The organism is Pseudomonas sp. PAMC 25886 (assembly GCF_000242655.1).
Classification (GTDB): domain Bacteria; phylum Pseudomonadota; class Gammaproteobacteria; order Pseudomonadales; family Pseudomonadaceae; genus Aquipseudomonas.
Genome location: NZ_AHHC01000029.1, coordinates 65231 through 82629 on the forward strand (window position 1 = coordinate 65231; position 17399 = coordinate 82629).

The 17399-nt window shown below is 63.6% G+C and carries 17 protein-coding genes; 3 read left to right on the top strand and 14 right to left on the bottom strand.

Annotation, left to right across the window (positions count from 1 at the left end; translation table 11 throughout):
* Positions 1-21 precede the first annotated feature (21 nt).
* On the top strand, positions 22-1440 hold the full coding sequence (locus tag MUM_RS0109145) for an FAD-dependent oxidoreductase (RefSeq protein WP_003209353.1): 1419 nt from the start codon (positions 22-24) through the stop codon (positions 1438-1440).
* 239 nt (positions 1441-1679) lie between these two features.
* On the top strand, positions 1680-2747 hold the full coding sequence (gene hemE, locus MUM_RS0109150) for a uroporphyrinogen decarboxylase (protein WP_003209355.1): 1068 nt from the start codon (positions 1680-1682) through the stop codon (positions 2745-2747).
* 53 nt (positions 2748-2800) lie between these two features.
* On the opposite strand, the gene MUM_RS0109155 is transcribed toward hemE, so the two are convergent.
* A complete protein-coding gene (locus MUM_RS0109155) occupies positions 2801-4018 on the bottom strand; it encodes an MFS transporter (RefSeq protein WP_443216226.1) in 1218 nt (405 codons plus the stop codon).
* Positions 4019-4199: 181 nt separating this feature from the next.
* Between MUM_RS0109155 and MUM_RS0109160 the strand changes: the two genes are divergently transcribed.
* On the top strand, positions 4200-5090 hold the full coding sequence (locus MUM_RS0109160) for a LysR family transcriptional regulator (RefSeq protein ID WP_010169215.1): 891 nt from the start codon (positions 4200-4202) through the stop codon (positions 5088-5090).
* A gap of 342 nt (positions 5091-5432) precedes the next feature.
* Here MUM_RS0109160 and MUM_RS0109165 read toward each other — a convergent pair whose 3' ends face one another.
* The 13 genes from MUM_RS0109165 to MUM_RS0109225 are packed head-to-tail and all read right to left on the bottom strand — an operon-like array spanning position 5433 to position 17195.
* The gene (locus MUM_RS0109165) at positions 5433-5882 is read right to left on the bottom strand and encodes a hypothetical protein (protein WP_010169217.1); all 450 of its coding nucleotides are present in this window, start codon (positions 5880-5882) and stop codon (positions 5433-5435) included.
* A 26-nt stretch (positions 5883-5908) separates the two neighbouring features.
* Positions 5909-7135 carry a beta-ketoacyl-ACP synthase gene (locus tag MUM_RS0109170; protein ID WP_010169219.1) on the bottom strand — a complete coding sequence of 409 codons (1227 nt, stop codon included), beginning with the start codon at positions 7133-7135 and terminating at the stop codon, positions 5909-5911.
* Positions 7135-7863 carry a 3-oxoacyl-ACP reductase FabG gene (fabG, locus tag MUM_RS0109175; protein WP_010169221.1) on the bottom strand — a complete coding sequence of 243 codons (729 nt, stop codon included), beginning with the start codon at positions 7861-7863 and terminating at the stop codon, positions 7135-7137. Before fabG ends, MUM_RS0109170 begins: the two co-directional genes overlap by 1 nt.
* Complete coding sequence (locus MUM_RS0109180; RefSeq protein ID WP_010169223.1) at positions 7860-8321, bottom strand: hotdog family protein; 462 nt, start codon at positions 8319-8321, stop codon at positions 7860-7862. Before MUM_RS0109180 ends, fabG begins: the two co-directional genes overlap by 4 nt.
* Entirely contained in the window at positions 8318-9484 is a 1167-nt protein-coding gene (locus MUM_RS0109185; RefSeq protein WP_010169225.1) for a beta-ketoacyl-[acyl-carrier-protein] synthase family protein, read from the bottom strand. Before MUM_RS0109185 ends, MUM_RS0109180 begins: the two co-directional genes overlap by 4 nt.
* Positions 9481-9963, bottom strand: coding sequence for a hypothetical protein (locus tag MUM_RS0109190; RefSeq protein ID WP_029615819.1), 483 nt, complete (start codon positions 9961-9963; stop codon positions 9481-9483). Before MUM_RS0109190 ends, MUM_RS0109185 begins: the two co-directional genes overlap by 4 nt.
* Positions 9960-10694, bottom strand: a complete 735-nt coding sequence (locus tag MUM_RS0109195; protein ID WP_010169229.1) for a class I SAM-dependent methyltransferase — start codon at positions 10692-10694, stop codon at positions 9960-9962. Before MUM_RS0109195 ends, MUM_RS0109190 begins: the two co-directional genes overlap by 4 nt.
* The gene (locus MUM_RS0109200) at positions 10691-13009 is read right to left on the bottom strand and encodes an MMPL family transporter (RefSeq protein WP_010169231.1); all 2319 of its coding nucleotides are present in this window, start codon (positions 13007-13009) and stop codon (positions 10691-10693) included. Before MUM_RS0109200 ends, MUM_RS0109195 begins: the two co-directional genes overlap by 4 nt.
* Positions 12999-13589, bottom strand: a complete 591-nt coding sequence (locus MUM_RS0109205; protein ID WP_010169233.1) for an outer membrane lipoprotein carrier protein LolA — start codon at positions 13587-13589, stop codon at positions 12999-13001. The genes MUM_RS0109200 and MUM_RS0109205 overlap by 11 nt, the downstream gene beginning before the upstream one ends.
* The gene (locus tag MUM_RS0109210; protein WP_010169234.1) at positions 13586-14011 is read right to left on the bottom strand and encodes an acyl-CoA thioesterase; all 426 of its coding nucleotides are present in this window, start codon (positions 14009-14011) and stop codon (positions 13586-13588) included. The genes MUM_RS0109205 and MUM_RS0109210 overlap by 4 nt, the downstream gene beginning before the upstream one ends.
* Positions 14004-15545, bottom strand: coding sequence for an HAL/PAL/TAL family ammonia-lyase (locus tag MUM_RS0109215; protein WP_010169236.1), 1542 nt, complete (start codon positions 15543-15545; stop codon positions 14004-14006). Before MUM_RS0109215 ends, MUM_RS0109210 begins: the two co-directional genes overlap by 8 nt.
* Positions 15529-16464: an LpxL/LpxP family acyltransferase gene (locus MUM_RS0109220; RefSeq protein ID WP_010169238.1), complete on the bottom strand. Its 936-nt coding sequence runs from the start codon at positions 16462-16464 to the stop codon at positions 15529-15531. Before MUM_RS0109220 ends, MUM_RS0109215 begins: the two co-directional genes overlap by 17 nt.
* On the bottom strand, positions 16461-17195 hold the full coding sequence (locus tag MUM_RS0109225; protein WP_010169239.1) for a glycosyltransferase family 2 protein: 735 nt from the start codon (positions 17193-17195) through the stop codon (positions 16461-16463). The genes MUM_RS0109220 and MUM_RS0109225 overlap by 4 nt, the downstream gene beginning before the upstream one ends.
* Positions 17196-17399: the final 204 nt, after the last annotated feature.

Sequence of the window (17399 nt, forward strand, 5' to 3'; positions counted from 1 at the left end):
AGAGTTTGATGAGGTTTTAACATGGCTGAACGTCTGAATAACGACTTCCAGTTCATCGATGTCGGGCGCAAAGATCCGAAGAAGAAACTGTTGCGTCAACGCAAGAAAGAGTTCGTGGAAATCTACGAGCCCTTCAAACCCCAGCACTCGGCCGACCAGGCCCACCGCTGCCTGGGGTGCGGTAACCCGTATTGCGAATGGAAGTGCCCGGTGCACAACTTCATTCCCAACTGGCTGAAGTTGGTGGCCGAGGGCAACATCCTCGCCGCCGCCGAGCTGTCGCACCAGACCAACACCCTGCCGGAAGTCTGCGGTCGGGTGTGCCCGCAGGATCGTCTGTGCGAGGGTGCGTGCACCCTCAACGACGGCTTCGGCGCGGTGACCATCGGTTCGGTGGAGAAGTACATCACCGACACCGCGTTCGCCATGGGCTGGCGTCCGGACATGTCCAAGGTCAAGCCGACCGGCAAGCGCGTCGCGATCATCGGCGCGGGCCCGGCGGGCCTGGGCTGTGCCGACGTGCTGGTGCGTGGCGGCGTGACCCCGGTGGTGTTCGACAAGAACCCGGAAATCGGTGGCCTGCTGACCTTCGGCATCCCCGAGTTCAAGCTGGAAAAAACCGTACTGAGCCATCGTCGCGAAGTCTTCACCGGCATGGGTATCGAGTTCCGCCTCAATACCGAAATCGGCAAAGACGTGACCATGGAGCAACTGCTCGAAGAATACGATGCCGTGTTCATGGGCATGGGCACCTACACCTACATGAAGGGCGGCTTTGCCGGTGAGGACCTGCCGGGCGTGTACGACGCCCTGGATTTCCTGATCGCCAACGTCAACCGCAACCTGGGCTTTGAAAAGTCGCCGGAAGATTTCGTCGACATGAAAGGCAAGAAGGTCGTGGTACTGGGCGGTGGTGACACCGCGATGGACTGCAACCGTACGTCGATTCGCCAGGGCGCCAAGTCGGTGACCTGTGCGTACCGTCGTGACGAAGCCAACATGCCGGGCTCGCGCAAAGAGGTGAAGAACGCCAAGGAAGAAGGCGTGAAATTCCTCTACAACCGCCAGCCGATCGCCATTGTCGGCGAGGACCGTGTCGAAGGCGTGAAAGTGGTCGAGACCCGTCTCGGCGAACCGGACGCCCGTGGCCGTCGCAGCCCTGAGCCGATCCCGGGTTCCGAAGAGATCATCCCGGCTGACGCCGTGGTCATCGCCTTCGGTTTCCGCCCAAGCCCGGCGCCGTGGTTCGAGCAGTTCGAGATCCAGACCGACAGCCAGGGCCGCGTCGTCGCCCCGGAACAAGGCCAGTACAAACACCAGACCAGCAACCCGAAAATCTTCGCCGGTGGCGACATGGTTCGCGGTTCTGACCTGGTGGTAACCGCGATCTTCGAAGGGCGCAATGCCGCTGAAGGGATCCTGGATTACCTGCAGGTCTGATCCCGATCTCGAGTTGAAATGGGATCAAAATGTGGGAGCTGGCTTGCCTGCGATAGCGATGTTGAATTCACCACCGCCATCGCAGGCAAGCCAGCTCCCACACGAACCCCATTCCACATTGGGGTTTGTGATACCAGTCATTGCGACAAATTGACCCGATAGACAAAAGGCACGGCTCACTCCGTGCCTTTTGCGTCGCGCTCTGAGAAAATGCCCGCACTTTTTTTGCGGATGCCGACATGACTGCCCTCAAGAACGACCGTTTCCTTCGTGCCCTGCTCAAGCAACCCGTGGACGTCACCCCTGTGTGGATGATGCGCCAGGCCGGTCGCTACCTGCCGGAATACCGCGCCAGTCGCGCCCACGCTGGCGACTTCATGAGCCTGTGCATGAACCCGGAGTTCGCCTGCGAAGTCACGATGCAACCGCTGGACCGCTATCCACAGCTGGATGCGGCCATCCTCTTCTCCGATATCCTGACCATCCCCGACGCCATGGGCCAAGGCCTGTACTTCGAAACCGGCGAAGGCCCGCGTTTCAAGAAAGTCGTCAGCACCCTGGCCGACATCGAAGCCCTGCCGATCCCTGATCCGCACAAGGACCTGGGCTACGTGATGGACGCCGTCAGCACCATCCGCCGCGAGCTGAACGGCCGCGTGCCGCTGATCGGCTTCTCCGGCAGCCCGTGGACCCTGGCCACCTACATGGTCGAAGGCGGCTCGTCGAAAGACTTCCGCAAGACCAAGGCCATGCTCTACGACAACCCGCAAGCCATGCACCTGCTGCTGGACAAGCTGGCGCAGTCGGTCACTTCCTACCTCAACGGCCAGATCATGGCCGGTGCCCAGGCGGTGCAGATCTTCGACACCTGGGGCGGCAACCTGTCGGCGGCGGCGTACCAGGAGTTCTCCCTGGCCTACATGCGCAAAATCGTCAGCGGCCTGATCCGTGAGCACGAAGGCCGCAAAGTGCCGGTCATCATGTTCACCAAGGGCGGTGGCCTGTGGCTGGAAAGCATCGCCGACGCCGGCGCCGACGCGCTGGGCCTGGACTGGACCTGCGACCTCGGCGAAGCCCGTCGCCGTGTAGGCAACAAAGTGGCGCTGCAAGGCAACATGGACCCGACCGTGCTGTACGCCAAGCCGGAAGCCATCCGCGCTGAAGTCGGGCGTATCCTCGCCAGCTACGGCAAAGGCAGTGGCCACGTGTTCAACCTTGGCCACGGCATCACCCCGGAAGTTGATCCGGAGCACGCCGGCGCTTTCCTGCGGGCGGTGCATGAATTGTCGGCGCAGTATCACGAGTGATAATGCGGCAATGAAAAAGCCCGGCAGATGCCGGGCTTTTTTGTGAGCGGTGGTTAAGCCTTGGCTTCCTGCAACGGCGGCAACTTCGCCAGCTTCAACGCCACCAGCAGCGCGACGATCAACAGCGCGACGATAAACCCGCCTATCCCGTTCCAGCCGGCGTAATGCCAGAAGAAACCGCCCGCCGTGCCCGCAATGCTCGACCCGACATAATAACTGAACAGGTACAACGACGACGCCTGGCCCTTGGCCTTCAAGGCGCGGCGGCCGATCCAGCTGCTGGCCACCGAGTGGGCGCCAAAGAAGCCGAAGGTGAAGATCAGCATGCCCGGAACCACCAGCCACAGCGGGGTGAACAGGGTCAGGGCGATGCCGCCGAGCATCAGCACGATCGTCCCCCACAGCACACGACGGCGGCCGAGGCGGTCGGCCAGGGAGCCGATTTTCGCCGAGCTGTAGATGCCCGAGAGGTACACCAGCGACAGCAGGCCTACCACCGCCTGGCTCAAATCGTACGGGGCAGCCAGCAAGCGGTAGCCGATGTAGTTGAACATCGTCACAAAGGCGCCCATCAACACGAAGGCTTCGAGGAACAGCCAAGGCAGGCCGGCATCCTTGAAGTGCAGGGTGAAGCCGTCGATCAGGCTGCGCGGGTGCAGGGTGCTGGCGCGGAAGTTGCGCGATTCGGGGAGGATTTTCCAGAACACCGTGGCCGCGATCAGCGCCAGGGCGCCGATGATCAGCATCGCGGTGTGCCAGCTGACGAAGTCGATCAAGACCCCGATGATCAAGCGCCCGCTCATCCCGCCAATGGCGTTACCGCCGATGTACAGGCCCATGGCCAGGCCGATGTGTTGCGGGTGAATTTCTTCGCTCAGGTAGGTCATGGCCACCGCTGCCAGGCCGCTGAGAGACAGGCCCACCAGTGCGCGCATCAGCAGGATGCCTTCCCAGCTCGGCATCAGGCCGCTGGCGATGGTGCACAGCGCGGCGCAGAACAGCGCGGCAACCATCACCGGCTTTCGTCCCAGGGTGTCGGAAATCGGCCCGGTGATCAGCAGGCCAATGGCGAGCATGCCGGTGGCCACCGAGAGAATCAGGCTGCTTTGCGCGGCATTGATGGAAAATTCGTGGGACAGCGCCGGCATCATCGGCTGTACGCAGTAGAGCAGGGCGAAGGTGGCGAAACCGCCGGAAAACAGCGCCAGCACCGTGCGCATGAACATCGGGGTGCCTTTTTCGATGAACTGCTCGTTGAGCTGTGCCACCACGTCATCGAGGGCGGTGGGCGGTACTTCTTGAGCGAGCGGAGCGACAGCAGATTTCACGCGGGACCTCGGGGAGGAAAGACTGCCAGGGCTGGCAATGCAAAAAAGAATATAGCTCCCTAATGATTCTTTCCAATATATTGTTCGACCTGTTTAAGAGCTTTTACGACCTAATGAGGTTTTCATGGAATTGCGCCACCTGCGTTACTTCATTGCCGTGGCTGAAGAGCTGCATTTTGGCCGCGCCGCGCAGGTGCTGGGGATCTCCCAACCGCCCCTGAGCCAGCAGATCCAGGCGCTGGAGCAGGAAATTGGTGCGCGGTTGTTTGAGCGTACCAATCGTCGGGTCGAGCTAAGCGAGGCGGGCCGGTTGTTCCTGCAAGAGGCGCGTCTGGTGCTGGCGCAGGTGGATAAAGCCGCTGACGTGGCGCGTCGGGCGCAGTTGGGGGAACTGGGTGAGCTGAAGATTGGCTTCACGTCTTCTGCGCCGTTCAACTCCAGCATCCCGCAGGCGATCTTCGCGTTTCGCCAGGCGTTCCCGGCGGTGCATTTGAATCTGCAGGAGATGAGCAGTACGGAAGTGGCCGAGTCGCTGGTGGATGAGTCGATACAGGTGGGGTTGATGCGGCCGTTGCCGTTGCCTGATTCCCTGAGCGTCGTGGAACTGATGCGCGAACCCTTGGTGGCCGTGCTGAACGCCGGGCATCCGTTGGTGGAAGGCAGCGAGCGCGGTTTGCACCTGGCGCAATTGGCCGAAGAGCCGTTTGTATTTTTCCCGCGGACTTACGGCAGCGGCTTGTATGCCCAGTTGCTGAACCTGGCGCGTGATGCAGGGTTCAGCCCGCACTTCGCCCAGGAGGCCGGGGAGGCGATGACGATCATTGGTCTGGTGGCGGCGGGGTTGGGGGTCTCGGTGCTGCCGGCGTCGTATCAGCGGATCCGCATTGATGGCGTGGTTTACCGCACCTTGCTGGACCAGGAAGCGGTGACGGCGGTGTGGCTGGTGCAGCGCAAGGGCCAGCAGACGCCGATGGCGAAAGCGTTTGTTGAGCTGCTTGTGGCGAGGGGGCAGTAGGTCAAGCCATGGACGATGTAAATCCAGTGTGGGAGCTGTCGAGCTTTAGCGAGGCTGCGATAGCGGTAGGTCAGGCAACATCAATGTTGATAGTGCCGACGCCATCGCAGCCTCGCTAAAGCTCGACAGCTCCCACCTTTGATCTTCGCAAGGCAAGGCGCTTTGCCACTGATTGCCGGGTGCAGATTTTCAGGCATACTGGCCGAGTTCCCGAAAGGGGCTTGTGAGACTCTGAGGATCCTGGGCAACCAGCCATCGCAGAGCCAGGCAGGAACCGGCGATGACAAGCCAACCTGTTTGTGAAGAGGGCGCCGAAAGGCGCCCTTTGTCGTTTCTGGTATTTCAGTTTTGCTTCGAAGTCCCAGTCTGCTGGAACAACTGCGCCGCCGACCCCGTATCACTCACCCCGTTGGTGCGCAAAGCCGCCAGAATATCCCGGTCCAGCATGCTCACCCAGCGGTTGTAGTTGCGATGAATCTTGCCGTCCTTGTAGCCCAGGTCGCGGCTGTCGCGGTAGGTGATGGCGTAGCTGGTCGCGGTGTAGCGGATGTCGATTTCAGCGTGGAACTGGTTGCGCACGTTGATCTCGGCCTGGACCAGTTGCGGGCTCAGGCGCTGCACCACCCATTCGCGCTTGTTCAGGGCCGCGACGATGGTCTGCTTCATTTTTTCTTCGTTGATCTGCGGGTTCGCCGGCAAGTCGTGCTGGGTGTTGAGCACCGGTTTGTTGGTGCAGCCAGCGGTGGTGAGCAGGGCCAAAGCAAGGAGTGTTGCGCGTAGCAGGGAAGACATTCCATTTCTCCAGTCAGTAAAAAAACTTACGCCCAGCGGCGGAAAATCAGCGAGGTGTTGACGCCGCCAAAGGCAAAATTGTTGTTCATCACGTAGTCGCTGTGCAGCTCGCGGAACTCACCTTGCAGGTAGTCCAGTTCGCCGCAGCGCGGGTCGATGTCGTCGAGGTTGAAGGTGTGCACGTACTGGTCGCGGTTCATCATCTCGATGCTGAACCACGACTCCAGCGCGCCGCACGCGCCCAGGGTATGCCCGAGGAAACTCTTCTGCGAACTGATGGGCATGCGGCTGCCGAACAGGCTGCTGGTGGCCAGGGTTTCGGCGATGTCGCCCTGGTCGGTGGCGGTGCCATGGCCGTTCACGTAGCCGATGGCGTCGGGCTGCAGCCCGGCGTCTTCCAGGGCCAGTTCCATGGCACGGCGCATGGTGGCCTGTTCCGGACGCGTGGTGTGCTGGCCGTCGGCGTTGCTGCCGAAGCCGACGATTTCGGCGTGGATATGCGCACCACGGGCCAGTGCGTGTTCCAGCTCTTCGAGCACCAGGATGCCGCCGCCTTCACCGATCACCAGGCCGTCGCGCCCACTGTCGTAGGGGCGCGGGCTGGTTTGCGGTGCATCGTTTTTCAGGCTGGTGGCGTACAAGGCATCGAAGACCATGGCTTCGGTAGGACACAGCTCTTCCGCGCCCCCCGCCAGCATCAGCGGCAAGCGGCCAAACTTGATGGCTTCATAGGCGTAGCCGATGCCCTGGCTGCCACTGGTGCACGCGCTGGACGTCGGGATCAGCCGGCCGGTGAGACCAAAAAAGATGCTGATATTCGCCGCCGTGGTGTGGGGCATCATCCGCACATAGGAGTTGGCGTTCAGCCCCTCGGCCACCGAGTTCAGCAGCATGTTGCCGAAGGCCTTGATCTCGTCGGTGCTGCCGGTGGACGAGCCGCAGGCCACGCCCATGCGTCCGTCCTTGATCGACTCGTCGCCCAGCAAACCCGCGTCTTTCAGTGCCTGTTCCGCCGCCCATACCGCCAGGCGGGAAACCCGGCCCATGCTGCGCAGTTGCTTGCGGGTCCAGTGGGCGGGCACCACGAAATCATCGATCGGCCCGGCCAATCGCGTGTTCAGCTCGGTGAAGCGATCCCACTCGTCCATGCGCCGAATACCGCTGCGGTTGGCGCGGAAGTTGGCGGCGATGGTTGCCCAATCGCTGCCCAGGGACGTAATGCCGGCCATGCCGGTGACCACCACGCGTTTCATCAGCACAGGCCTCCATTCACGGCCAGTACCTGGCGGGTGATGTAGCCGGCTTCCGCCGACATCAGGAAATTCACCGCCCCGGCCACTTCTTCCGGAGTGCCCATGCGTTGGGCCGGGATCATTTTCATCAGCTCTTCCACCGGCACATTTTCATCCAGCATCGCCGTGTCGATCAGCCCGGGGGCCACGCAGTTGACGGTGATCTTGCGCTTGCCCAGCTCGATGGCCAGGGCCTTGGCGGCGCCGATCAAGCCGGCCTTGGACGCGCTGTAGTTGACCTGGCCACGGTTGCCGATGAGACCGGACACCGAGGTGATGCACACGATGCGGCCTGCCGCGCGACGACGAATCATCGGCATCATTACCGGGTGCAGTACGTTGTAGAACCCGTCGAGGTTGGTGCGCATCACCACGTCCCAGTCGTCTTCCGACAGCGCCGGGAACGCGCCGTCGCGGGTCAGCCCGGCGTTGAGGACCACGCCGTAATACGCGCCATGGGCTTCCACGTCGGCTTCAAGGATCGCTTTGCAACTGGCGCGATCCGCCACATCGAATTGCAACACCCGCGCCTTGCGACCCAGGGCTTCGATGTCGACCTGCACTGCATCCGCCTCGGCACGCCCGCTGCGGCAATGCAGCACGATGTCGTGCCCGGCCTGGGCCAGGCGCAAAGCGATAGCGCGGCCGATGCCACGGCTGGAGCCGGTCACCAATACGGATTCAGTCATGGCGTGGTGTCCTTCGATTCATCTAAATAGTTGGCCGCCTGGGGCGGTCGAAATACGTTCAAGCGTGCACTCGCCTGGATACCGTCACCGGTGAGGTGGCATTCGAACACACCCATGCCGTTGTCGTCTTCCAGGGAGCGCAGGCCGTGGATGGTCAGCTCGGTGCCGGCAGGAAAGTGCTCGACGTTGCACTCGAATTTGCGCGTGCCCAGCAGGAAACCCAATTCCACGGCCTCGCCTTTCTGGCGCGCACGGCAACCGGCGTAGGCGGCGACGCTTTGCGCCATCAACTCAACGCCGACCCACGCGGGCAGGCTGCCGTCGGCACGGTTGAAAAGACCGCCGGGCTTGACCGTCAGGCGGGTGCGGATCTGTTCTTCATCAAAGCTCAGGACCTGATCGATCAGGATCATGTCACCGGCGTGGGGCAGCAGGTCGGCGAGCGGCCAATTGATCATGGGGCGTCTCCGATAATCAGGCTGACGTTGTTGCCGCCGAAGGCAAACGAGTTGCTCATCAGGCAGCGTTTTTCCAGGGTGTCGCCGGGCGACGCCCACTTCAGTACGGGCAGCTCGGGGTCGGCCTGGCCATCCCAGACATGCGGCGGCACCACCCCTTGCGCCAGGCTCAGCCAGCAGAATGCCGCTTCCAGCGCGCCGGCGGCGCCCAGGGTGTGGCCGCTCATGGGCTTGGTCGACGAACAGGCCACGCCGTCCGGGAACAGGGCCGCGACCGCCAGGGCTTCCATGGCGTCGTTATGCTGCGTGGCGGTGCCGTGCAGGTTCAGGTAGCCGATCTGCCCGGGCGCCAGTTTTGCGCTGGCCAGGGCTTTGCGCATCGCCTGCAGCGCGCCCTTGCCGGTGGGCTCGGGGGCGGAAATATGGTGGGCGTCGCAACTGGCGCCACTGCCCAACAGCGCGACCGGCGCCGGGGTCTTGCTCATCAGGAACAGCACCGCCGCTTCGCCGATATTGATCCCGTTACGGTTCGCCGAGAACGGGTTGCAGCGCTGTGCCGACACCGCTTCCAGCGACGAGAAACCATTGAGGGTCAGCTTGCACAGCGTGTCGACGCCACCGCAGATCACCGCATCGCACACGCCCAGATCCAACAGGCGCTGGGCACTCATCAGCGCCCGGGCGCTGGAGGTGCAGGCAGTAGAAATCACATAGGCCGGGCCGCTCAGTTGCAGCCACTCGGCGAGGAAATTGGCCGGGGCGCCGAGCTCCTGTTGCTGGTAGTCGTAGTCGCCGGGGAACTGCTTCTCCCGCAGGTAGTGGGCGATACCGCGGCTGGCCTCATCGATGCCCGAGGTGCTGGTGCCGAGCACGATGCCGATGCGCGATGCACCGAACGTCTGGATCGCATGGCGGATCTCGCCGTCAATCTGCAACGCCGCTTCCAGCAACAGTTGGTTATTGCGGCTGCGATGGGACTCCAGCCCGGGCGGGATTGCCGCCAGCTCACCGTGTACGCCGGCCACCGGCAACACACGCTCCGGCACCCAGCCGCTTTCGGCGCGCATGCCGGAGCAGTCGCCAGCAAACAGGCTGCGGCTGACTTCGCGCTTGTCACGGCCCAGGGCGCAAATCATGCCAAGGGCATTGAGGTAGGCGGTCATCGGGCGGCCTCAAGCGGCGAGACGCGGTAGGCCAGGTGTTGCCCGATCACGTCCACGCGAAACACCAGGGAGGAGTGATAGGTGATCTTCCAGTGGGACGGCAGGGTGCGCGTCAGGTCCATTTCCTGGGTGCCGGGGTACAACGCGGAGACTTCATCCGCCGAGGTCAGGGCGAACAACAGCGCGGCGAACAGCTCCCGCGCCTGTGGATTGGGTGGCAACAAACCGTCAGCCTGCCAGGCGCCGTTGATCAACTTCTGACGGGCCTGGGGAATGCCCAGCGGGTCCATCATCGACCAGCGGATCCCGCCGCCTTCGCGCTGCATCACCAGCAACCAGTCCTGGCGCTGGCCGTCCTGTTCACGCTGCACGTGCAGTTGCAGCGGCAGGCTCAGCACCGGGCTTTTCGACGGCAGCGGTGGCTGGCTCGCGCACGCATTCAGCAGCAACAGGCAGCCGATCAACAGCATTCGGATCATGTTTCAGGGCTCGCTAAAGGTTTGCGGGCGACCACGTTGACCAGGGTTTCTTCACGCTGGCCGGCCGGCAGCGGCTGGCGCAGGCCCCAGCGCTCAAGCAGGCCGAAATCGGTGGCGCGGCTCCACCACAGGTACGGGTATGAGACGTTCTGCGGGCCGAACTCAAAGCCCTGCTCGCGGATCATCTCAAGGTACTCTTCTGCGCTTTTTTGCACATGCATCGGGTGACGGAACAGCCAGCGAATCACCCAGGTGTCGATGTAGGCTTCGGTGGACTCGGCGAACAGCAAATAGCCGCCCGGCTTGAGCACCCGGTAGAACTCTTTCAGGGCGCGATGTTGCTCCACCAGATGATGGAACGTCTGGTGACAGAACAGCACATCGACACTGGCGTCGGGCACATCGAGGGTCGCGCAGTCGCTGCCGATCAACTCGATGGACAAGCCCTGGCGCGCAGCTTCAGCACGGCTCAGATCGAGACTGTGCGGGTCTGCGTCCAGGCCGATCAGCCGCTCGGGGGCGAACACCTGCTGCAGGTACTGGAACGATTTGCCCTGGCCGCAGCCGGCGTCCAGCAGCACCGGGGCAACCGGCAGCGGGTCGCTGAACAGGCCGCGCAGATCGTTGATTGCCACGCGCAGCACATGGTGCTGCCAGGTGTGGCTGCGCAGGAACCAGAAGCCGAATTTGGTTTCCTCAACGTAGTTCTTACTTAAATACGGGCTGCTCATCTTTTCTTCCTTGTCCCGGACGGGGCGGCCCACGGCGCCAGCATGAAGCTGAACGCCAGCCCCAGGCTCACCGACAGCCCAAAATTACTCACCGCCGGTGTGCTGGAAATAGCCAGCAGGCCGAACGATAGCCAAGTAGTCACGGCGGCCAACAGTGTGCCCAACAGGCTCACGGCGGCGCCGCCAATTTGTTCACGCATCAGGATCGCGTAGTCGACGCTGATGGCGGTCACCAGCAGCAGGCCAAACAGGCTGAACAACGTCAGTGGTTGCCCCAGCCAACCGAGGCTGGCCAGGCTGCACAGCGCCGCCAGCAGCGGCAGGGCGACGATACGCAGGGCACCGCCGAAGCCGAACGGCAGGATCAGCAGCAGCACGATCAACACGCACGACATCAACTTCAATTCGGCCGCGCTGATCTGCGTGGCGGCAAACACCTGGTTCAAGTCGCCCAGGCGATCCACCAACTGCACGCCAGGCAGATCCAGGGCCTGCACCCGCAGCAGGGCCGGGTTGTTCAAGCCCTGCAGGCTCACCATGGCCGCCACGCCGCCGTCGACATTGCCCAGCCACAGCGTGCGCCACGGCTCGGCCAACGGGCCAACCAAGGCGGCGTCGATGTCTTCGGTGGGCAGGGCTTGCAACTGGGCCAGCTCGGCTTGCAACGCGCTGGCAGGCACGCCAAGGTCGAGCAATGGCTGCCAGTACTGCGGCAACGTGTTCAGGGCGTCACGCAGTTGCTGTTGCTCGGCCGGCGCGCTGACCAACTGGTTGAGTGCCAGGTAACCCTGGAGCTTGTCCATGTTCACCAACTGATCCAGACGCTGGCTCAGGGCGGCCTGACGCTCCAGCAACTGCGGCTGATTGTCTGCCCGCACCAGGAAGAACTGGCTGGTGGGTTGGAACCCGGTAATGCGCGCAACGGCCTGGGCTTCCTGCAGCAGCTGCGGCGGGGCACCGATCCATTGGCGGATATCGTTTTTGCTGTTCAGGTGCCACAGGCCGCCGGCGCAAAACACCAGCACCAGTACCAGCAACACCGGGCTGGGCAGGCGCTTGAGCAGCGACTCGCGCACGCTCAGCAGGAACTCGGCAATGCGCAGCGGCCATTGGGCCGGGCGCAGGTCGACGCCCTTGAGCAGGGCCGGCAGCAGGCACACGGCCGACAGGTAAGCGCCCACCAGGCCCGCTGCCGAGAACACCGCGATTTGCGTCAGCGCCGGGAACGGTGTCCAGGCCAGCGCCAGGTAACCGATGCAACTGGTGGCCAGGCTCAGGCTCAGGCCCGGCAAGGTCAGGCGCAACGCCGGCCAGCTGCGCCACGGGCTCATGCTCCAGCTCTTGGACAGGTAATGCAGCGGGTAATCCACCGCCACGCCGATCAGGCTTGAGCCCAGCACCAGCGTGATGACATGCATATGCCCGAACAGCGCCACACACGCCACCGCGCCAAACAACATGCCCACCAGCACCGGCACAAACGCCAGCAACACCCGCCAGCGCCGGAAAGCCAGCAGCAACAGCAACAGAATCCCGACTGTCGCGCCGCCGCCCACCCAGGTGATTTCCCGTGTCGCCTGCTGCTGACCGTTGGCCGCATACAGCAGGCCGCTGGCAGCGAGCAATTGCGCGCCTTGCTGGTCGGCCTGCCCGCGGCTGGCCTTGAGCAATTCGGCCACTTGCAGCGGCAGTTTCATGTCGAAGGCATTGCCGGTGGTGCGCGCCCGCAGCAGCACCCAGCTTTTGCCGTCGGCATCGGCGATCAACGCGCCGCTGCCGATATCCAGCTGCACCGAACCGTGCTGCGGCTGGCTGTTCTGGATGCGCCCGGTGAGGCCCAGCCAGTCGTCCTGGCTCGGCACCAGGCTGAAACCGGCGAACGGGTCGAACAGCGCCTGAACGCGCTGCTGAATAAACGCCTGGGGCTCGTCGATCAACTGCTCGCGGTCTTTGGCCGAGAGCATTGCCAGCCGGCCTTGCAGCAACTGCTGACGCAGGGCCGGGAGGTCGGCTTGCAGGTTCCACTGGACCTTTTCAAACAGGCCGCTGGCTTGCCAGCGCTCGCCCAATTGCTGGGCCAGGGCCACGGCTTTTTGCCGGTCGGCATGCCCCACCAGCACCAGCATTTCGCGGTTCAGCGGTTCCTGCATGCGTTGTTCGGCGCGCAGCTCCAAGGCGTCCGGTGCGGTGCCGGGCACCAGTTCCATCAGGTTCGCCGACAGCGGCGCGCCATGGCGCCATTGCCAGCCCGCCAGGGCCAACACGGCCACCAGCAGGATCAGGAACAGGCGCGGCAACCAGCGTTCACTCGGCAAAGTCGTGTTGCTCCGCGTCGCTCAAGGGTTGGCTGCTGGTGCTGTCCTGCATGCGCAGTACGGTGCTGTCGCCTTGGGTTTCCAGCAGCTCGATTTTTTGCACCAGTTCGCCGCCGTCGATATTGATCCGGGTGAACACCTGCTTGAGCAGGAGCGAGCGCGGGATCAGCGTGAGTTTCCACTGCTGGGCGTCGCCTTGCAGTTGCAGCTCGAAGTCACGTTGCAAGCCGCTGCTGTCGCCCTGCAACACGGCCAGGAACAAACGGTTCTGCTCGGCACCGGCGCTCTTGTTCGGCAGCAGTTGCCAGCCGTTGGCATCACGCCGGGCGATGCCGTTGGCGCTGATGCGGTAGTCCTGTTGCAGCGGGGTTTTCAGCAGCCACAACAGGCCGTGGTCCTTGGCCAGCACAAAGGTGCCCTTGCTGGCCAGTGGCTGCGGCAGGGCGCGCAGGTGTTTTTCCTGGATGAAGTTGCCGTGGATCACCGACGGCTTTGCCAACTGGTCGCTGAGTTGTTGCAGGTCGAAGGCATGGGCGCTGAGGCTCAGCAGCAAGCCCGCCAGAACGATTAACGCTTTCATGCCAACGCCCTCTCAACCGCTTCGACAAACACCTTCGGCGACGCCAACTGCATTTCGCGGCTGGCAATCTCTACCGCCACTTGCACGGTGCTGGCGCGGGTCAGGCGCTCGCCGGTGGCCTTGTCGCTGATCAGGTAATTGACCTTCAAGCGGTTCTCCCACTCCACCAGGCTGGCACGCACAGTGATGGTCTGGCCGAAGGTCGCGCCGCGCACATACCGCAGCTGCATATCGATCACCGGCCAGGCGTAGCCCGACTCCAGCATCGTGGTGTAGTTGTGGCCGAGCTTGTCCAGCAAGGCGCAACGGGCGACTTCCAGGTACTTCACGTAGTGCCCGTGCCACACCACGTTCATGGTGTCGATGTCGAAAAACGGCACGAGGATTTCAGTGTCGCAGTGCAACACGCCCTGGCTACGCATGCAGCCTCCAGTGTTGCTCGGCGATGCGTTTCAGGCACAGGCGCAGTTCGCCTTCCAGGGCGCGGTCTTCGATGACCGGCGGGAAGTCCTTGGCCAATTCTTCGTGCATGGCGGCCAGCGCCGGTGGCAGCGGGCGCGCGTCCTCAGCCTGGGCCCGCAGCCAAACGCCCTGGTTGGCGGCCAGCAAGGTGGCGGCGGCGACTTGTTCGGTCAGCTCCAGCACGCGAATGGCGTCGCGGGCGGCGATGGTGCCCATGCTCACCTTGTCCTGGTTGTGGCATTCGGTGGAGCGTGAGAACACGCTGGCCGGCATGGTGTTTTTCAGCGCCTCGGCGGTCCAGGCGCTGGTGCCGATCTGCACGGCCTTGAAGCCGTGGTTGATCATCGCCCGCTCGGCTGGCGCCCCCGACAGATTGCTCGGCAGGCCGTGGTTGTAACGCACGTCCACCAGCAGGGCGAGCTGGCGGTCCAGCAGGTCGGCGACGTTGGCGACCAGGGTCTTGAGGCTGTCCATGGCGAAGGCAATGTGGCCGCCGTAGAAGTGGCCGCCGTGCAGCACGCGTTCTTCTTCGGCGTCGATGATCGGGTTGTCGTTGGCGCTGTTGAGTTCGATCTCGATGAACGAGCGCAGCCAGTTCAGGCTGTCGGCCAACACGCCCAACACGTGGGGCGCGCAGCGCAGCGAATAGCGATCTTGCAGGCGATGCAGCGGCGCGGTGGGTGCGTCAATTGCCAGGTCTTTGCGTAGCCAGGCGGCGACTTGCATCTGCCCCGGGTGCGGCTTGGCGGCAAACAGGCGCTCGTCGAAATGCTCCGGGTTGCCTTGCAGCGCCACTACGTTCAGCGCGGTGATGCGCGTGGCCAGTTGCAGCAGGTAGTCGGCGCGGGCGAAAGCCAGGCAGGCGAGGCCGGTCATCACCGCGGTGCCGTTCATCAAGGCCAGGGCTTCTTTCGGGCGCAGCACCAGCGGGTCCCAGCCCAGCTCGCGGTGCACGTCGGCGGCCTGGCGACGTTCGCCACGGAACATCACCTCGCGCTCGCCGGACAAGGTCGCAGCCACGTAGGACAGCGGCGTCAAATCACCGCTGGCACCCACCGAGCCTTCTTCCGGAATCAGCGGCAGCACGTCGAATTCAAGGAACGCGTGCAGGCGTTCCAGCAACTCCACGCGTACCCCGGACACGCCGTGGCACAGCGACTGCAACCGCGCGGCCAGCACGGCGCGTGTGGCTTGCGCGTCCAGCAACTTGCCCAGGCCGCAGCCGTGGAAGGTGTAAAGGTGGCGGGGCAGCGCTTCGACGTGCTGCAACGGCACCGCCACCACGCATGAGTCGCCGTAGCCGGTGGTCACGCCGTAGATCACGCCTTCCTTGTCCAGCAACGAATCGAGGAACTGCGCGCCCTTGGCGATACGCTGGAGATACGCGGCATCGGCTTGCAGTTGAGTCGGCGCCTGACGGTTGGCCAGGGCCAGCACGTCTTCGATGCGCAGGGGGAGTTCGCCGAAGGTTACCGGCTCAAGATGCGTCGTCATCGGTCTTCCAGAAAGGGTAAAAGTTGAACCATTGTTGAGGCGCTTCCAGGCAGAACTGGCCCAGGCGCTCGGCGTAGCGGGCGGTCCATTGGGCGATCACCTGCTGGCGGTCGCTGCGTTTCCATTCGATCAGGCGGGCGAACGGCTCGATGATCAGGCGATAACGGCCTTGATGCTTCAAGCACATCAGCAGGTTGACCGGGCATTTCAGCAGGCCGGCCAGCAGCCACGGGCCCTGGGGAAAGGCGGCGTCATGGCCGAGGAAATCCACCCGCACCGTGCGCCCGCCATGCAGCGGCACGCGGTCGCCGGCAATCGCCAGCCACTCGCCGTCGTCCAGGCGCTGGCTGAGCATCATCATTACCGCAGGGTCGAGTTCGCTGACCTGGATCAGGCGCAAATGGGTCGCCCCGGCTTCGCCCAGGATCCGGTTGAAGCGTTCGGCGTGCTTGGTGTGCACCAGCACGTTCATGGTGACCTTTTCGCCCAGTTCGGCGAGGGCGCGGCACACTTCAAGATTGCCCAGGTGCGCGCCCACCAGCATCTGGCCGCGTTCGCTGCGCAGTTGGCCGCGCAGTTGGGCCGAGTCGATGATTTCGATCTGGTCCAGGCGCAGCTTGCCGTTCCACACGTCGAGCTTGTCCAGCAACGCATCGGCGAAGGCCATGAACTGTCCGAAGACCCGTCTGTGGGTGGGGCGCAGGTCGTCGCGCTGGCTCCAGTCGGCCAGCCGCTGCTGGTACTGCCAGGCGCTTTGACGCGCGGTGCGGCCGAACAGGAAGAAGTAGAAAACGATGCCGTACAGCAGCGGGCTCAACAGCCGGCGCCCGAGGACTTTGGCGGCGAAGGCGGTGAATTTCATCAGCCAGAAACTGCCGCGTTCTTCGCGGTCGGCCCAGTGTTTAGTGTCCTGGGTCATGCTTTCCACCGGTGCCAGAGGATCATCGGGGCACGTACCAACATGCCGAAGAACAGCCGGGTGTGCATCGAGGAAATCAGGGCGTTGTCATGGAACAGGCGAAAGTGCGACAGGCCATCGGCCGGGTAGTGCACCTTGGTTGGCAGCCAGCGCATCGGCTGATTGCGCCATGCCAGGCGCACCAGGATGTCGGAGTCGAAATCCATGCGTTTGCCGATGTTGGCCGAGCCCATCAGCGCCAATACCGGTGGCAAGGGATACACGCGAAAGCCGCACATTGAGTCGCGGATTTGCAGCGACAACGTGTTGATCCACACCCACACGTGGGTCAGGTAGCGCGCGTAAAGGCGGCCCTTGGGCACGCTGTCGTCGTATTCCGGGTAGCCGCAGATCACCGCGTTCGGGTGGGTGCGCGAGGCGTCGAGGAAGGTGCCGACTTCCCGCAGGTCGTGTTGGCCATCGGCGTCCACTTGCAGGGCATGGGAGAAGCCCAGGCGCGCGGCTTCGCGAAAGCCGGCCATCACCGCGGCGCCCTTGCCCTGGTTGGTGGGCAGGGTCAACAGGAAGACGTTGTCGAGGCTTGCCAGTTGCGCCAGCACGGCGGCGCAGGCGGCGCTGCTGCCGTCGTCTACCAGCAGGCACGGCAGGCCGCTGTCCAGCACGGTGCGGACCACGGCGGGCACGGCGGCCTCGTGGTTGTAGACCGGGATCAGGGCGCAGGGGTTATGCATGCGGGCCTCTTTTTTGGCTCGACGGATAACCTGTGGCGAGGGGGCTTGTTGTGGCGAGGGGGCTTGTCCCCCGTTGGGCTGCGAAGCAGCCCCCATAAGGTACCCGCAGTGTGTCAGGCAGAACGCCTCCACCGGTTTTGGGGCTGCTTCGCAGCCCAACGGGGGACAAGCCCCCTCGCCACAGGGAACGGCAGCGCCACAGAG

Excerpts from the sequence above, each read along its gene's own strand:
- MUM_RS0109145 (WP_003209353.1), top strand. The coding sequence starts at position 22 with ATGGCTGAACGTCTGAATAACGACTTCCAGTTCATCGATGTCGGGCGC.
- hemE (WP_003209355.1), top strand. The coding sequence starts at position 1,680 with ATGACTGCCCTCAAGAACGACCGTTTCCTTCGTGCCCTGCTCAAGCAA.
- MUM_RS0109160 (WP_010169215.1), top strand. The coding sequence starts at position 4,200 with ATGGAATTGCGCCACCTGCGTTACTTCATTGCCGTGGCTGAAGAGCTG.
- MUM_RS0109165 (WP_010169217.1), bottom strand. The coding sequence starts at position 5,882 with ATGTCTTCCCTGCTACGCGCAACACTCCTTGCTTTGGCCCTGCTCACC.
- MUM_RS0109170 (WP_010169219.1), bottom strand. The coding sequence starts at position 7,135 with ATGAAACGCGTGGTGGTCACCGGCATGGCCGGCATTACGTCCCTGGGC.
- fabG (WP_010169221.1), bottom strand. The coding sequence starts at position 7,863 with ATGACTGAATCCGTATTGGTGACCGGCTCCAGCCGTGGCATCGGCCGC.
- MUM_RS0109180 (WP_010169223.1), bottom strand. The coding sequence starts at position 8,321 with ATGATCAATTGGCCGCTCGCCGACCTGCTGCCCCACGCCGGTGACATG.
- MUM_RS0109185 (WP_010169225.1), bottom strand. The coding sequence starts at position 9,484 with ATGACCGCCTACCTCAATGCCCTTGGCATGATTTGCGCCCTGGGCCGT.
- MUM_RS0109190 (WP_029615819.1), bottom strand. The coding sequence starts at position 9,963 with ATGATCCGAATGCTGTTGATCGGCTGCCTGTTGCTGCTGAATGCGTGC.
- MUM_RS0109195 (WP_010169229.1), bottom strand. The coding sequence starts at position 10,694 with ATGAGCAGCCCGTATTTAAGTAAGAACTACGTTGAGGAAACCAAATTC.
- MUM_RS0109205 (WP_010169233.1), bottom strand. The coding sequence starts at position 13,589 with ATGAAAGCGTTAATCGTTCTGGCGGGCTTGCTGCTGAGCCTCAGCGCC.
- MUM_RS0109210 (WP_010169234.1), bottom strand. The coding sequence starts at position 14,011 with ATGCGTAGCCAGGGCGTGTTGCACTGCGACACTGAAATCCTCGTGCCG.
- MUM_RS0109215 (WP_010169236.1), bottom strand. The coding sequence starts at position 15,545 with ATGACGACGCATCTTGAGCCGGTAACCTTCGGCGAACTCCCCCTGCGC.
- MUM_RS0109220 (WP_010169238.1), bottom strand. The coding sequence starts at position 16,464 with ATGACCCAGGACACTAAACACTGGGCCGACCGCGAAGAACGCGGCAGT.
- MUM_RS0109225 (WP_010169239.1), bottom strand. The coding sequence starts at position 17,195 with ATGCATAACCCCTGCGCCCTGATCCCGGTCTACAACCACGAGGCCGCC.